This is a genomic window from Ureibacillus thermosphaericus (assembly GCF_012396605.1).
In the GTDB taxonomy this organism is placed as follows: domain Bacteria; phylum Bacillota; class Bacilli; order Bacillales_A; family Planococcaceae; genus Ureibacillus; species Ureibacillus thermosphaericus.
In genome coordinates this window covers 26,531-42,666 of sequence record NZ_JAAXPW010000020.1, presented here as the reverse complement: position 1 = coordinate 42,666, position 16,136 = coordinate 26,531, and the positions used below count along the sequence as shown (strand labels likewise).

15 protein-coding genes and 2 pseudogenes are annotated in these 16,136 nt (G+C 35.9%); 13 read left to right on the top strand and 4 right to left on the bottom strand.

The genetic code is table 11. From position 1 onward, the window contains the following. The first annotated feature begins 45 nt into the window (after positions 1 to 45). Positions 46 to 501 carry a CidA/LrgA family protein gene (locus HF990_RS09250; RefSeq protein WP_016837569.1) on the top strand — a complete coding sequence of 152 codons (456 nt, stop codon included), beginning with the start codon at positions 46 to 48 and terminating at the stop codon, positions 499 to 501. Further along, complete coding sequence (locus HF990_RS09245; RefSeq protein ID WP_016837568.1) at positions 476 to 1,153, top strand: LrgB family protein; 678 nt, start codon at positions 476 to 478, stop codon at positions 1,151 to 1,153. Before HF990_RS09250 ends, HF990_RS09245 begins: the two co-directional genes overlap by 26 nt. A 47-nt stretch (positions 1,154 to 1,200) precedes the next feature. On the opposite strand, the gene HF990_RS09240 is transcribed toward HF990_RS09245, so the two are convergent. After that, complete coding sequence (locus HF990_RS09240) at positions 1,201 to 2,670, bottom strand: aminotransferase class I/II-fold pyridoxal phosphate-dependent enzyme (protein WP_016837567.1); 1,470 nt, start codon at positions 2,668 to 2,670, stop codon at positions 1,201 to 1,203. A gap of 145 nt (positions 2,671 to 2,815) precedes the next feature. On the opposite strand from HF990_RS09240, the gene HF990_RS09235 reads away from it, so the two are divergent. Both HF990_RS09235 and HF990_RS09230 read left to right on the top strand, forming a co-directional pair. Further along, positions 2,816 to 3,775, top strand: coding sequence for an NAD(P)H-dependent flavin oxidoreductase (locus HF990_RS09235; protein ID WP_026019005.1), 960 nt, complete (start codon positions 2,816 to 2,818; stop codon positions 3,773 to 3,775). 24 nt (positions 3,776 to 3,799) lie between these two features. Further along, the gene (locus HF990_RS09230) at positions 3,800 to 4,090 is read left to right on the top strand and encodes a UPF0223 family protein (protein WP_016837565.1); all 291 of its coding nucleotides are present in this window, start codon (positions 3,800 to 3,802) and stop codon (positions 4,088 to 4,090) included. 222 nt (positions 4,091 to 4,312) lie between these two features. On the opposite strand, the gene HF990_RS09225 is transcribed toward HF990_RS09230, so the two are convergent. Then, positions 4,313 to 4,942, bottom strand: coding sequence for a YktB family protein (locus tag HF990_RS09225; RefSeq protein ID WP_016837564.1), 630 nt, complete (start codon positions 4,940 to 4,942; stop codon positions 4,313 to 4,315). A gap of 118 nt (positions 4,943 to 5,060) precedes the next feature. On the opposite strand from HF990_RS09225, the gene HF990_RS09220 reads away from it, so the two are divergent. Continuing rightward, positions 5,061 to 5,258, top strand: a complete 198-nt coding sequence (locus HF990_RS09220) for a hypothetical protein (RefSeq protein ID WP_016837563.1) — start codon at positions 5,061 to 5,063, stop codon at positions 5,256 to 5,258. Between the two features lie 339 nt (positions 5,259 to 5,597). Then, entirely contained in the window at positions 5,598 to 6,389 is a 792-nt protein-coding gene (locus tag HF990_RS09215) for an inositol monophosphatase family protein (RefSeq protein WP_168412463.1), read from the top strand. Between the two features lie 171 nt (positions 6,390 to 6,560). Here the strand turns inward: HF990_RS09215 and HF990_RS09210 are convergent, their stop codons facing one another. Then, positions 6,561 to 6,746: a DUF5325 family protein gene (locus tag HF990_RS09210; protein WP_016837561.1), complete on the bottom strand. Its 186-nt coding sequence runs from the start codon at positions 6,744 to 6,746 to the stop codon at positions 6,561 to 6,563. Positions 6,747 to 6,872: 126 nt separating this feature from the next. Here HF990_RS09210 and typA point away from each other — a divergent pair, with 126 nt between their 5' ends. From typA to HF990_RS09185, 5 genes and pseudogenes are all read left to right on the top strand, one after another. Beyond that, complete coding sequence (gene typA, locus HF990_RS09205; RefSeq protein WP_168412462.1) at positions 6,873 to 8,720, top strand: translational GTPase TypA; 1,848 nt, start codon at positions 6,873 to 6,875, stop codon at positions 8,718 to 8,720. A gap of 35 nt (positions 8,721 to 8,755) precedes the next feature. Next, on the top strand, positions 8,756 to 9,121 hold the full coding sequence (locus tag HF990_RS09200; protein WP_016837559.1) for a YlaH-like family protein: 366 nt from the start codon (positions 8,756 to 8,758) through the stop codon (positions 9,119 to 9,121). 602 nt (positions 9,122 to 9,723) lie between these two features. After that, positions 9,724 to 10,215: pseudogene (locus tag HF990_RS09195) on the top strand (ABC transporter substrate-binding protein); the annotation flags it as partial. A gap of 214 nt (positions 10,216 to 10,429) precedes the next feature. Beyond that, positions 10,430 to 11,542 carry a hypothetical protein gene (locus HF990_RS09190; protein ID WP_168412460.1) on the top strand — a complete coding sequence of 371 codons (1,113 nt, stop codon included), beginning with the start codon at positions 10,430 to 10,432 and terminating at the stop codon, positions 11,540 to 11,542. A gap of 15 nt (positions 11,543 to 11,557) precedes the next feature. Continuing rightward, the gene (locus tag HF990_RS09185; protein WP_168412459.1) at positions 11,558 to 12,499 is read left to right on the top strand and encodes a hypothetical protein; all 942 of its coding nucleotides are present in this window, start codon (positions 11,558 to 11,560) and stop codon (positions 12,497 to 12,499) included. 211 nt (positions 12,500 to 12,710) lie between these two features. Here HF990_RS09185 and HF990_RS09180 read toward each other — a convergent pair whose 3' ends face one another. Next, on the bottom strand, positions 12,711 to 13,538 hold the full coding sequence (locus HF990_RS09180) for a MerR family transcriptional regulator (RefSeq protein ID WP_168412458.1): 828 nt from the start codon (positions 13,536 to 13,538) through the stop codon (positions 12,711 to 12,713). A 142-nt stretch (positions 13,539 to 13,680) separates the two neighbouring features. Between HF990_RS09180 and HF990_RS09175 the strand changes: the two genes are divergently transcribed. After that, positions 13,681 to 14,244: a GNAT family N-acetyltransferase gene (locus HF990_RS09175; protein ID WP_168412457.1), complete on the top strand. Its 564-nt coding sequence runs from the start codon at positions 13,681 to 13,683 to the stop codon at positions 14,242 to 14,244. Further along, positions 14,244 to 15,945, top strand: a pseudogene (locus HF990_RS09170) (ABC transporter ATP-binding protein). The gene HF990_RS09175 and the pseudogene HF990_RS09170 overlap by 1 nt, the downstream one beginning before the upstream one ends. The last annotated feature ends 191 nt before the right edge of the window (positions 15,946 to 16,136 follow it).

The following is a 16,136-nucleotide window of genomic DNA, read 5'->3' as shown; positions in this document are numbered from 1 at the left end:
GAATAGACATTATTTTGTCACAGGTATAAAATAACGGATACGGAGGTGAGTTTAGAAAAAGGATTTCCTTTTTCTAATGATTCTATGAGAGTTGTTCGGATAATCGCTCAAATTTTGATTCTGTATATTTTTTATTATGCTGGTGTATTAATTGGTAATTTAACAAAACTACCATTGCCAGCTAGTGTTATAGGGTTAGTGCTTTTATTTATATGCTTGCAGTTAAAATGGATAAAAGTAGATTATATAAAAGATGGTGCATCCTTTTTAATTGGTTTTATGATGTTGTTCTTTATTCCACCGATGATTGGCATAATTAATTATCCTGAGCTTTTCTCCTTGTCTGGCTCATTATTAATGGCATCCGTTATTGTTAGTACACTATTTGTACTAATCACAACAAGTTTGATTTGTCAATGGATTGAGAAAAAAGAGCTAGCAATGAAAGAGAAGAAGGAGAAGGGAGAAATGGATCATGCAAGCAAGTATATCCATCATTAGCACCGTTATCATATTTTTATTAATGGTGAAATTACATAAACGATTCCCTTATCAGTTTTTCATGCCAATTTTAACTTCGTCGATTATTATTATTGCAGGACTGCTTTTATTGAATATTCCTTACGAAGTGTATATGGAAGGCGGACGTTATTTACAACATTTGCTGGGTCCAGCAGTTGTGGCATTAGCTTATCCTTTATACAATCAGTGGGAAATGGTGTTGAAATATAAATATACGATTCTATCTGGTATCTTGATAGCCATGGTGAGTGGTTTAATTAGTATTTATACTTTGCTTGTTATTTTTAAATTAGATAAAGAATTAATATTAACAGCTTTACCAAAATCCATTACGACACCTGTAGCAATGCAAGTGAGTGAAACAATTGGCGGGATCCCACCTCTTACTGCCGTATTGGTAATGATTGCAGGATTTACAGGAGCATTACTTGGTTCTGTTGTGTTTTCCATTGGGAAAATTGAATCATCCATTAGTCGTGGAATTGCGATGGGGAGCGCTAGTCACGGAGTTGGAACGTCTAAGCTTGTGGATTATAGTGAACTGGATTTGTCGATTGGCTCATTATCTTTGGGGCTTAGTGCGGTAATTGGTGCGATTTTATGTCCAATATTTGCATATATTTTTATGTAAAAAAGCATTCTAGTAGATTCTAGAATGCTTTCATCTTTTAATGCATACTAATATATCGGTTTGCGTTCTTTAATAACCCGAATGGTTTGTAGGCTCGCATCTTCTGGACCTTGGACCGGCAATCCTGCTTCAATATTCATTTGAATATACTTTATATTTTCTTCTGTAATGACTTCCCCAGGAATAAAGATTGGAATGCCTGGAGGATATACCATAATAAATTCAGCACAAATATAACCAGCGGAATCTTTAAAAGGAATTACTTCCGTACTGGAATAAAAGGCATCTCTTGGTGTCATGGCAAGAGCAGGAATGTCCGGTACATTGACTTCTGTTTCTTTCACGCAAGCTTCAGAATCAAAGGTTTGAGACATACGTTGGAGCGCGTTAATTAGCAAATTAATTTCTTTTTTTGTATCGCCTAATGTTACAAGACAAAGGATGTTGTATAGGTCAGATAGCTCTACTTCAATATTCGCATTTTGACGAAGCCATTCCTCCGCTTGATGACCTGTAATTCCTAAATCTTTTACGCTGATTAACAATTTTGTCTGATCCATATCGAATGTAGCAGAAGAATGCAATTTTTCTCTTCCAGCAACTTTTAAGTGAGGAATTTTGTTAATTCGTTTTCTTGCTTCTTTTGCCAGGCGAATGGCTTGGTCAATTAAATCATATCCATGAACTGCTAATTGTCTTCTAGCACAGTCGAGGGATGCTAATAGCGGATATGAAGTGGAAGTCGTTTGCAACATTGATAACACTGATTGAACTCGACTTACGCTCACAAGACCTTCTCGTACGTTTAATACAGAACTTTGCGTTAAAGACCCTCCCAGCTTATGTACGCTTGTTGCGGCCATGTCTGCACCAGCTTCCATTGCTGAGATTGGTAGTTCATCATGGAATTTTAAATGAATGCCATGGGCCTCATCAACGATTACTGGTATATTTGAAGTATGTGCGATATCCACAATGCGTTTTAAATCAGCAGCAAAACCAAAATATGTTGGATTAATGACAAGTACAGCCTTTGCATCAGGATATGTTTCGATTGCTTTTTCAACGGATTCTGCTGAGATTCCATGGGTGATACCGAATTCTTCATCCACTTCAGGATAAATAAATATCGGAATAGCACCTGAAAGAATAATCGCTGACATTGTTGATTTATGAACATTTCGTGGTACCAAAATTTTATCTCCTGGACCGACGACAGACATAATCATCGCCATGATAGCACCACTAGTTCCTTGAACAGAGAAAAATGTATAATCAGCACCAAAAGCTTGTGCAGCAAGTTCTTGAGCTTCTTTAATAGCAGCCTTTGGTGAATGTAAATCATCTAGTGGAGCAATATTGATTAAATCAATTGATAAAACGTTGTCTCCGACGAATTCTCGAAACGCAGGATCCATTCCTTGTCCCTTTTTATGTCCGGGAATATGGAATTGGATTGGATGTCTGTTTCGATGTTTTAGCAATGCGTCGAACAAAGGAGTTTCTAACTGTGACAACGCAGGTACCACCTCGCTTTTAATTAATATTCAAAACAAAGAAATTATAGCATCTATAGGCTACACATGCTATAAAAAATTAAAGGAAATTCAAGTTTTATTGAAGAACTATATAAATAATTATGATGAAAAGGGGATGTAAATGTTGAATTGGGATACAAGAGTAACGAAATTATTAGGAATACAATATCCAATCATACAAGGTGGCTTAGCTTATTTAGCATACTCAGATTTAGCTGCAGCCGTATCTAATGCTGGTGGACTTGGACAAATTACTGCTCTCAGTTTAGAAACACCAGAACAATTAAGAGAAGAAATTCGAAAAACGAAAGAGAAAACGGATAAACCTTTCGGCGTCAATTTTGCTTTTGGCAATTACGGGAAAGGATATGAGCCAATGGTGGAAGTAGCCATTGAAGAAAAAGTGCCCGTTATATCGATGACTGGAGGAAATCCAGCACCGATGTTCAAATTACTTGAAGGTGTTGATGTGAAAAAGTTAGTATTAGTAGCGGCACGCCGTCAAGCACAAAAAGCTGAAGAACTTGGTGCGGACGCAGTGATGGTTGTAGGACAAGAAGGTGGAGGGCATTTAGGTCGAGATGATGTGGGGACAATGGTGCTCGTTCCGCAAGTAGTAGATAGCGTCTCAATCCCAGTAATTGCTTCTGGGGGAATTGGGGATGGCCGTGGTTTGATGGCAGCATTGTCCCTTGGGGCAGAAGGAATCGAAATGGGGACACGATTCATTGCGACAAAAGAGTGTGTGCATGCATCACCTGCCTATATCGACGCGCTAATCAACAGTACAGAAACAGATACTACGGTTATCAAACGCTCATTAGGAACTCCAGCTCGCGCATTAAAAAGTGAATTTACTGAAAAAATTTTGGAAATTGAAAAGGAAACCCCTACTTATGAAGCGTTAAAAGAATACATAAGCGGAAAGGCCAATAAACGCTTCATTTACGATGGAGATGCAAAGAACGGATTCGGTTGGGCAGGACAAGTAACTGGTTTAATAAAAGATGTACCAACCGTAAAAGAACTGATTGATCGAATGATCCGGGAAGCGGAAGAAATTCGATTAAAGTGGGGAAGATAAAGAGAAAAAAGAGAGGTACTGTCAATGGAATATGCGTATCCTATTTCGCCGGATTGGACAACGGAAGAAATTATCACGGTAGTAAAATTTTTTGAAGGAATTGAACAAGCATATGAAAAAGGCATTAAAAGAGAAGTGATGTTAGAAAAGTATCGGCGTTTTAAAGAAATCGTTCCATCGAAAGCAGAAGAAAAAACACTGTTTCGTGAATTTGAAGAGGTCAGTGGATATGCTAGTTACCCGGTAGTGAAACAGGCAAGAAAACTGGAAAATGGGGAAACAATTGTACTTGAATCACAAAAAAAACGAAGATAAAGACAACAAAAAGGAGCGGTCATTTACGCTCCTTTTTTCCTTTCCCAAACATCAATATATGAATCATTAATGGAGTTTATAAATGAATTTGATGAAAAAAAGCGGAAGAAAAATGTAATGATTAAAGTCGTCCTGAGCATATTAATTATACAACATATAGCAGAAAATCGACTTTTCCTCAAAACAGGAAATTATATCTGTAAATATATCCGATTGTAAATCCTAATTTTTCCCAATGATGATATCGTAAATTGGGAAAAGGGCTTCAAAAGTATTTTCAGCGACTTTTAAAAACTCTTCCGAAGATAGATTTATGCATTGTTCCCGAGGAATATGACGCCCAACTAAAAATTCTCCTTTTTTGACGTCTCTTAAACGAATAAGAAGTTCATTCAATTGACCGTTCAATGCTTCTTTTAGCGGAATAGCATCTAAAGATGTATGATCCCCTGAAATAATAAAATCATCTGGCAATTCGTAAAAAACATCGATTGAATTTAATAGACGATCTGCCATGGCAGATTTTTGTGGGGCTTCATAAATAATTGCAACAATAATGAATAAATGGGTGTGCGTAAGCCCAATTTGAAAATGAGGAAGTGATTTGTAACCTCGTTTGTAAGGTGCAAATGCTACCCATGAATCGTTAGGCGGATTGACTGTTCTTCTTGCATGTTTTGCTATATGGGCAAAAAATTCATCTCCAGTTTTAGCGCTGAAATAACCGGCAAAATGGTTACCTAATGCTTCGAATTTTGGACGTACGATGGTTTTTAGTGCATCCATCCGATGATCTAAGCCGTCAATGGTAAAGACATTGAAATCGGAATTTGTCCATTTTATATCGACCATGATTTGTTTTCCTCCTTTTTGAATCAAATGTTTATTTTTCACGTTTTTTGGGAAAAATCTTGTAACAATAGCATTTATCCTTTTGACAAAAAATAATTGGGAAAGGAAAGTGATGTTCATGAAACAAATGGTTAAGATCATCCGCAAAGTCGATATTGAAAAGCAATATGAACATGTTTTACGGTTAGAATTAGATTATGAGTTGGCTTCCTTATATTCCGCGATGCAGGAAAACGATACGAAAGAAATGGAAAGATGTAAAAAACGTTTAAAAGAAATTCAGGATGAGCTAAATGGTCTGCACGCATATGCGTAAACATTTTCCCTTCCATTAAAGTCACTTGCTTTCATTTGTAGAGCAAGTGATTTTTTATTTTGAAAATATAACTCCTTAATATTTTTGAAAAAATTACTCCCTGCTATCCCTCTTTCCTTCTCAAAAAGTATATAATAACAATTTGAAAATGAAAAAAATAAAGACTTTACATGAAATATACAACTAAAATAAACAGGGGTCCATTTGAAGAATTCATGTTAAAATGTTAAAGTATTAGAATATTTCGTTTATTTTATCCGAAGTAAATTTCTGAATTTTGTAAATAATATACTAGAATAGAAGAATTCGATTGCTGATAAAGAAGGTGGGGTAAGTGGAATGGATTTACAAAAAATAAATGAATTTGCGATAAAATTGATTTATGATGCTGGCGAACAAATACGAGAATCCTTTTCGAAGGAATTGATTATAGAAACGAAGACAGATGCGAATGACTTAGTGACAAATATTGATTGTCAAATCGAGCAATTTTTTGTAAAGAAAATAAAAGAATTAGATCCATCCCATAAAATTATGGGAGAAGAAGGGTTGGGCGACAAAATCGTCACACTTGATGGCCCCATTTGGATTATTGACCCGATTGATGGCACAATGAACTTTATTAAACAACATCGCAATTTCATGATTACAGTTGGTTTTTTTGTTGATGGAGTAGGGAAGCTAGGATATTTATATGACGTCATGCGGAATGAGCTGATATATGCAATACGAGGAGAAGGAGCGTATATTGACCATCATCCAATTCGCAAATTAGAACCTTTGACAATTGAAGAAGCGATTATTGGCATCAATTCAAGTTGGGTGATTCAAAATGGAAAAATCAATCATGAAAAAATCGCCAATCTCATTCGAACGGTTAGAGGAACTCGATCTTATGGCTCTGCTGCCATGGAAATCGCTTTAGTTGTTACTGGGAAACTTGATGCTTATCTATCAATGCGATTAGCGCCATGGGATATTGGAGGAGGAATGGTGATTGCACAAGAGGTAGGAGCCGTTGCAACAAATTTAAAAGGTGAACCATTCAATTTATTGTCCAATGATACATTTTTAATTGCAAATCCATCCATTCATCAAAAGTTGTTAGATGAATTTATCGAATTAAAATAGGATATTGAGGTAACAAAAAGAATGAGCGTTAATTACGACTGCCGCTATCGCTTTCGTCGCTGATAAATTCGACGAGGAGACGCAATTGATGTGACCATAGCAGAGAAAGAACTATAAAAAATAGTTAAGCCTGACCAAAAAGTGCAAAACTTTTTAGTCAGGCCATTTATTTTATAAAAGCCCCTTTTCTCGAAACTTTTTTTTCATGCGAAATCCAAGTCCCATGACAGCACATAATGCAATGATACTTGCAATGATTGTTACAACGCTTTCCGTAGCAATTGCATAACCGATGGAGATCATTGACAAAAGTGCGGCTAAGGAAAATATAAACATCACGATTTTCGCTTTATTCATGCATAGCGCCCCCTTTAATGTTCCGAATGTTAAAAAAATGTAATATTTCAGAAAAGGACAATTTTTTACGGTCTTGTGATATAATAACACAGTTAATCTTATGAACAAAGAAATTGGAGTGGAAATATGACGAAATTACGTGAAGATATTCGCAATATTGCAATCATCGCACACGTTGACCACGGAAAAACAACATTAGTGGATCAATTATTAAAACAATCTGGGACTTTTCGAATAAATGAACATGTAGAAGAACGAGTAATGGACTCGAATGATATAGAGCGTGAACGCGGCATTACTATTTTAGCAAAAAATACAGCCGTTCACTATAAAGGTACAAAAATCAATATTTTAGATACTCCAGGACACGCGGATTTCGGCGGCGAAGTAGAGCGAATTTTAAGAATGGTTGACGGAGTTTTACTTGTTGTTGATGCGTTTGAAGGATGTATGCCTCAAACTCGCTTCGTTTTGAAAAAAGCATTAGAACAAAAGTTAACGCCAATCGTTGTGGTGAATAAAATTGATAAAGATTCTGCCCGCCCTCTTGAAGTCGTAGATGAAGTATTAGATTTATTAATTGAATTAGGTGCCGATGAAGATCAATTAGATTTCCCTGTCGTATATGCTTCTGCAGTCAATGGTACAGCAAGTCTTGATCCGGACCCGGCAAATCAAGAAGAAAATATGCAATGTTTATTTGATACAATTTTAGATCACATCCCAGCACCAGTTGATAATTCAGAAGAGCCTTTACAGTTCCAAGTAACGATGCTCGATTATAATGATTACGTAGGCCGAATTGGGGTAGGCCGTATATTCCGAGGAAAAATTCATGTTGGCCAATCAGTTGCACTAATGAAATTAGACGGCAGTGTAAAGCAATATCGCGTTACGAAATTATTAGGTTATTCAGGATTGAAACGAGAAGAAATTGAATCTGCGAGCGCTGGAGATATTGTTGCAGTGTCAGGAATGGAAGAGATTAACGTCGGAGAAACGGTATGTCCGATTGATCATCAAGACGCATTGCCACCGCTTCACATTGATGAACCAACATTGCAAATGACTTTCCTTGTAAATAATTCTCCATTTGCAGGTCGAGAAGGGAAATTTGTGACGGCTCGAAAACTAGAAGAACGGTTAAAACAACAATTAGAAACAGACGTTTCTTTACGTGTAGAAGATACGGATTCTCCAGATGCATGGATCGTTTCTGGCCGTGGGGAGTTGCATTTATCAATTTTAATTGAAAACATGCGCCGTGAAGGATATGAATTACAAGTATCGAAACCGCAAGTAATCATTAAAGAAATCGATGGTGTCAAATGTGAACCAGTAGAGAGAGTACAAGTGGATGTTCCTGAAGAATACGTGGGTACAGTCATTGAATCATTAGGACATCGTAAAGGCGAAATGATGGATATGACAAATAACGGAAATGGACAAACACGTCTAATTTTCATGGTGCCTTCTCGAGGACTAATTGGATATACAACGGAATTTATGTCCATTACAAAAGGGTACGGTATTATTAACCATTCATTTGATAGCTATCAACCGGTTGTTCCTGGTCGTGTTGGCGGACGCCATAATGGAGCGCTGGTTTCAATGGAGACAGGAAAAGCAACGACTTATGGGATGATGCAAATTGAAGATCGTGGTACTCTATTTGTAGAGCCCGGAACAGAAATCTACGAAGGCATGATTGTTGGAGAAAATAACCGAGATAATGACCTTGCTGTGAATATTACAAAACAAAAGCAAAAAACAAATATCCGCTCCGCAACAAAAGATCAAACAGCAGTGATTAAAAAACCACGCATTTTAACGTTGGAAGAAGCATTGGAATTTTTAAACGATGATGAATACTTAGAAGTAACACCAGAATCGATTCGTTTACGTAAACAAATATTAGATAAAAACGAAAGAGAAAAAGTAGCGAAAAAGAAAAAATACGCTGAACAAGTATAATTCTTTCTTTTAAAGTATGAAAGGTGTTGTTCGAATTGAAGCTTTTCAGTTTGATATTAGCGTCTGCACCAGTACTTAGTGATACAGAACGAGTGTTTAATCGCATGTCACCGATTACTCGTTATGTTTACGAAAGTGCTCCAAGCAATACAACTGCAGGATATATTATCTTTTTCTTAGTTTTCATCTTATCTGCAATCGTGTATAAACTCGGCTTTGCGAAAAAACTTAGTTTAGGTAAAAATATAATTATTTATATTTTCCTATTTTTAGGTTGTATTCTACTAACATTCTTCGCGATTTTCTTGCCAATGATTGAAGGATTAATTGTTGCAGCACTTGTATTAATTCTTTATAAAATTCGTTTATGGCGAGAGAAGAAGGAAGAACAAGAAGCGTAATTTGTATGTGGAAAAATGTGATTCCAGATGCATTAGAATATTAGGTAGTTTATTATTGATTAGGGATCCTATCGCTATTCAATTACAACACCTATGAATTAATTTGCAAGTAGCGGTGTCTTTTAAGTAATAGTAGAATCCCTGTCACGTCACAGAAAAAATGAGCTTAGATGAAGAGCGAATTGAGAAAACATTGTGTTTTCCCAATTCGCTCTTTTTTGGTAAATAGAGTAAATGTTAAACATTATAAGTAGTTAGAGATGTCACAGAAATAAGGAATTTGTATGTGTGGGGGAGAGAGTATCTACCAGAGTATGCTATTTGTACGAGAGGAGAGGACATTTTCACGAGCAGGGAGAGTATGTGCACGAGCGAGAGTGGTATTCGCACAAGCAAGGAGCGTATCTACACATGCCGGTGTGCTATCCACTCAAGAGGAGAAAGTATCCGCTCAAAATTGAATTTTTCTCCCATCTTTAGGTAATCACACATCTTTTCTCCTTCGCATAACCTACTCTTGATAATTGAAAGAACTACGAAATAAGGAGGTAAGAGGGATGAAATGGTGGAAAATTAGTCTTGTTGTCTTGCTGGCAGCGGTAATGGTTATCCTTGCTGCTTGTGGAGAAAAAGAGATGACAAAAGTGAAAGTAGGGGAAGTAACGCGTTCGATTTTCTATGCACCACAATACGTTGCGATTTCCAATGGATATTTTGAAGAAGAAGGATTGGAAATAGAGTTGTCTACTATCCCTGGTGGGGATAAAACAATGACTGCACTTCTTTCTGATGGGATAGATATTGCCCTTGTAGGGGCTGAAACTTCTATATATGTGACAGCTCAAGGTGCTAACGATCCGATAAAAAACTTTGCTCAATTAACTCAAACAGATGGTACGTTTTTAGTGTCTAGAGAGAAAATTGATGAATTTTCATGGGATATGTTGAAAGGTTCTACTTTCCTTGGCCAACGTAAAGGTGGTATGCCGCAAATGGTTGGAGAATTTGTTCTTGAAAAACACGGAATCAATCCACATAAGGATCTGAATTTAATACAAAACATTGAATTTGCCAATATTGCAACAGCCTTTGCATGAGTGTACAAAAAACACTACCTATCGTCTCAAAACGTTACTGAAACGATGCTCATTTGTTCCTTCGATTGCGATTGGAAAAGGGCATTGATTTTATTATCCTAAAATTTTGGTGATTAACCATAATATACTTAATTTTACACAAATTAGTAAAGAGTTGATTTTAAAATCCGATAATTATAATGAACTATTATTTTGGAGGAGGAATGTACAAATGAATTCATTCTTTAGAAAACAAGGCAAAATATTGTTTTTGGCTTTTACTGTAATTTTTGTTTTAATGGCGATTGGATTTGAGAGAAGCTATGCGAAAGAATTTTTACTTGACCAAAATATGAATTCCATCATTGAATCCCAAAATAATATGCAGTTTACAAAAGAATCATTAATAGTAGATATTAATAAAGAAAATATAAAACCAGAGATACAAATTGATGAAAATGAAGCTATAAAAATTAAAAACAATAATAAAATCAAACTTCAATCCTACTATGATGTAGAAGGATTAATCTTAAATACACAAGGTACTTTAACAGAAAATAACCCGTTAGATTTATATTTCTTTAGTCCAACATCTAATAAAATTCTAATCTCTAGAATATTATCTGAAAACGAAAATTATACATTACGACTTTATGTAATAGATTACGAAAATGGACTCGCCTATCCAACACAAATTTCCACTTTACCACAAGAACTAATGCTAGTAAATTTACCTGCGGGTGATTATGCTTTAGGAGTGATTTCAGAAGGAACTTTGGGAGATTCATACACTATTCAAATGAATGCTTCCAATCCTGCTAATTTCAGTGAAGCTATTTTTGTCACACAAGATCTTACTAGATTTGTTGCAAAATATAGTGATGGTTCTCTTTATTCAAATGGTAAATATATTTTGAATGTTAATGGCACTAACGAACAGCTTAATTGGGAAAGAAAATATTATTTTTCATATAATGGAGGATACTCTCAAAGAACACATTCTCTATCAGATATAAAAATATCCGCTATTTCAAATCCAATTACTTATTCTTCTAATTATGCAAGTTCTAATTTTGCAATGATGGTCTATTTAAATGTAGGGACATTATTCACATATCATGAGTCACAATATCAATCTGGTACAAACCCATACTATTACAGTTCATTTGTTGACACTTTAGGAAAAACTACACCACGTAGATTGGATATTGATGATTTTAATTATGGTAATCATATCTTAATTGTAGATTTAACAACTGGAAAATCAATTGACTTCTTTAGTGTACTGAATTTTTATTATGCAAGTGGAATTGAGCCATTACCATCCATTTCTTATTTGCAATAAGAGAGGTGATAACCCATGAAAATAGATCTTGGATATATCGGAGCCATTGCAGCACGAAATCGTGAAAAGCGATTATTTGAAACTACAAATGTAATGGCTGGTAAACAAGTTGAAGTCATCAAAAACGGCACTGCCTATCAAATCACTTTTTCCGATGAATTCAAACAAGTTCAAGGGCTTATGAGAATGACAACGGAAGAATTTTTTTCAAAAGATATTAACGTAAAAAATGCAGATCCTTCCGATCTTTTTTCTTATCGTCCTCAAGATCAATGGCTTATCTTTAGTCAATATTTGCATGAAGCGAAATATTTTGATTCATTAAGCGATGAAAATGTAAAAGACATTGAATCAATCTTACAACATATCACAGATGGAATTGATAGTATTGCTAAATATACAGGTATCAATTTATTCGGGATAAAAAAGCAACAACTTCAATCTTATGAAGCACAGCTTGAATTAGCTTCATCGACTGCTGCCCTTGAATATTTTAGTAACAAGTTTTTAAGTGGCGATGTAAAAGCTGGATTTGATCAACTCATTCAAGAATATGTTCAACACAATACGAAAAAAGTGATGGAATATCAGTCTGAAGAGGAACGATTTTATGCTGCACGAGCAAAAATAAAGTGGATTAATGCACCAAGGACTTCCGAGCAATCACAACTTTTGTCTATGACAAATAAATTAGGAAAAACCATTTATACCCACGAAGAAATTCAATCGGTAATCAAAAATTATGAAGAATTATATAAGCAAATAAAAGATGAAGAGAGCTTGGCCTCAACATTATTAGAAATCAAAGAACAACTTCTTTCATTTGTAATCAAAGGAATTTCACCAATGGATGCAGATTATCAATTATCGAGAGAATTTGTTTCACAACATTCTGAAGAAACATTTAAACGAATCGAAAATTATTGGAAACTATTGTTGCAAGGAGAACAAGCGTGAGCTTCGACTTTATACTATGAATATAGAATATAGCCAAAAGCACAAAACATTGATTTTATAAATGTTTTGTGCTTTTTAAACTTTGTTAGATTCTTGAGAGTTTTGTCAGATTCGTTGAACATTTGCTTAAAAATCTTCTAATGCATTAGTTAAATTATAGGCTGTTTTCATATTAGAGGTGAATTTTGTTTATCACAATGTAAGATAATCATTAAAGAGGTGTTTTTCTCTCATCACATTTTTTCACCTTCACACTAATTTTTGTCAAATAATCCTCTTCCTCTTTTGAGGCAATCGAGTGTAGTAAATATTCCTCATAAATATCACCATCTAATATCCATTGCTCCTGTTTTAGATAATCGAGCAGCGTATCATAGGATTGTGAGATTTCTTCATAAGATCCTTGATGATAAATGATGGCATAATGCCCAGCAGGTTTCATTTTTGCTAACGGATGATTTAGTCGACAAAATAGGTAGCCCCCCCCACCAAACTCTTTATTTAGAAAATCTTCTTTTGCATACACCATGCCATATGCAGCTGTACTTCTAATGCCCAGCTTTTTTAAAAAAGAAGTAGATTGTTCAAAAAGATCCTCCAATGATAACGACAAATCGATTTTCTCATACACAACAGGTTCAGCGAGTAACTCTTTTATCATAACTTTTCCTAATAAAACGTCTTTCATCTCTTTTGTTAGGGCAACTGTTCGTTCAAGGAAAAATTGAATATCTTGTAATTTTTGAATTTCCCTTGCTACATTTTCTTGCTGCTCTATTGCTAATTGTTGTAATGCTTGGATGTTAGGCTCATCAAAATACGTTTTCAGTTGTTTAATTGAAAGATTGACTGTACGAAGGGATTGTATCGCTAAAAATTGATCAAATTGCTCGAAGGTGTAGTAGCGATAACCATTATCCAATGTACCAGCAGGTTTAAATAAACCAATTTTATCGTAATAAAGCAAAGTGTCTTTATTGATTTCCAGTAACTTCGCAAATTCTCCTGTGGAAAATGTTTTTCCGAAAGTTTTCTTCATTTTACTTCACTCTTTCTTTACTCTGGAGTTACTCCATACCTTATACTTCTCGATGTGAACATAACATGAAAACATACATGAGACAAGCAATCAAAAATCCTACATTGATATGCTAAGAAGAGTGATAGAAAGGGTTTTATCAATGACAAAACAACATGAACAAATTACGTTAGCTCCTGTACCGCAAAAAGAGCTAAAGACATTTAAACAGGAATTACAAGAGGCGTTTCTGAAAGGGTTACAAGATAGTTTTCCAGAAGCAGAGGATCCAACCGAAATGGGACCAATCCCATCTGATGAGGATTATGAGCATTCGCTTACGGCAAAAGATTCGGTTGTGCTTCAAATCCTACTAAATGGCGAAAGAAAGGGTGGCGTCGTATTAAAAATGAATAACGAAACGCAACGAAATGAAGTGGACTTCCTGTATATAAAGGCGAATGCACACGGCAAAGGTCTTGGTACAAAGGCATGGAAAGCGATAGAAGCAGCGTTTCCTGAGACGAAGGTGTGGGAGCTATACACACCGTATTTTGAAAAGCGTAATATTCATTTTTACGTGAATAAATGCGGCTTTAAAATTGTTGAGTTTTATCATAAAGGCCATCAAGGTCCGAATGTGGAAGGCGAAGAACCGGTATCAGATGAAGAGTATGAGTTTTTCCGTTTTGAAAAGGTCATGACGAAAGAAAGTAGTGAATCATAATGCAAGGGAAAATCTCACAACTTTGGACATTAATGAATCGTAGTCAATTGGCGAAGGGGCAATTCATATTTTTATTTTTCTTTAGTATTGTGGAAGTCGCAGTTGGACTTGCTGTGCCATTACTGACGATGAAGCTGATTGATCAAATTTCATCGAGTGGCTTTTCCTTCACGTCACTTTTACCGGTTATCGCTGTGTTAGTTGTACAGGCAATTTTAAGTGCTGTTACGTTTTATATGATGCGTCGGGTGGGCGAGGGCGCTGTGATGAATTTACGAACAGAAGTGTGGGAGCATATGCTACACTTACGATGCCCATGAATCAGGCGAAACAATGAGTCGCATTACACAAGATACGAATGTTGTGAAAGAATTCGTGACGGAGCAGTTTGTGTCTTTTGTGTCAGGGCTTTTTGCAATCTTAGGTGCCGTCATTGTTTTACTGTGGATTGATTGGAAAATGACGCTATTACTATTGATTGCCGTCCCACTGACAATTTTTGTGACGTATCCATTAGGGGATAAAATGTATGCTCTCTCAATGGCGAATCAAGATGAACTAGCCGGATTCGGTGGACGTTTAGGGCGTATTTTATCAAACATTCGACTAGTGAAAGCGTCACAAACCGAACAACAGGAGTTAGAAGGTGGGAAAGCTCAAATTCAACAGCTTTACAAGTTCGGCATGAAAGAAGCGAAGATTGTCACAGTTCTTACACCACTGATGACGTTAATCATGATGGTCGTATTAATTGTGATTTTTGGTTACGGTGGCTCACAGGTGGCTTCAGGTGCCATTACTTCTGGCGAACTTGTGGCAATCATGATTTATTTAGTGCAAATTATTATGCCCTTTACACAAATGGCGACGTTCTTTACCGATTTACAAAAAACACTTGGTGCAACAGAGCGTATTGTTGAAACACTAAAAGAAAAGCGCGAAGTACAAGACGGGAAATCAGTACCTGCTACCCCACTACCTATCCACTTCCAAAACGTATCGTTCAAATATAATGAAAAGTACGTATTAAAGGGCATAACCTTTACGATAGCCCCGAATAAAACAACTGCTTTTGTCAGTCAAAGTGGCGGTGGGAAAACGACGATGTTTTCCCTTATTGAACGTTTTTATGACGTTACATCGGGTGCCATCTTATACGGAGACGAAAACATAGAACGATTTAACCTAACACAATGGCGTAACCTCTTTGGCTATGTTAGTCAAAATGCACCATTATTAAATGGAACAATTCGTGAAAACGTCATGTACGGGACAAAAGGAGCAAGTGAAGAAGAAGTACTTGCAGCTTTAAAAGCAGCTTATGCCTATGATTTTGTCATGCAGCTTGAAAAGGGTCTTGATACAGAGGTAGGAGAAGGAGGGATTAAGCTTTCAGGTGGTCAAAAACAGCGTATTGCGATTGCTCGTGCGATATTGAGAAATCCGAGAATCTTATTACTTGATGAGGCTACATCGAACTTAGATAACGAATCAGAGCGTGAAGTGCAGCTTGCCCTCCAAGAGTTAATGAAAGACCGGATGACAATCATCATCGCCCATCGATTATCCACGATCATCAATGCAGACCAAATTCTTATTTTTGAAGATGGACAGTTGACAGGTCAAGGCACACATGAAGCATTACTAAAAACCCATCCATATTATCAACAGCTTTGGCGTAAAGGTCATTTAGATGGTTAACTAACTTTACCATAGAAAAACACCTCCGAAGATAATTTGGAAAATACTTTTAATATGTCTTTTTCAAAGGTGTTTAATTTTGTCATATTTTTTAGGTTAGTCCATACTACATGATTAAGAAGTTTTATAAGTAAATAGTATGTGCAAAAAAGTTATACAAAGTTTACCTAACCGATGTTATCTCGGTAATC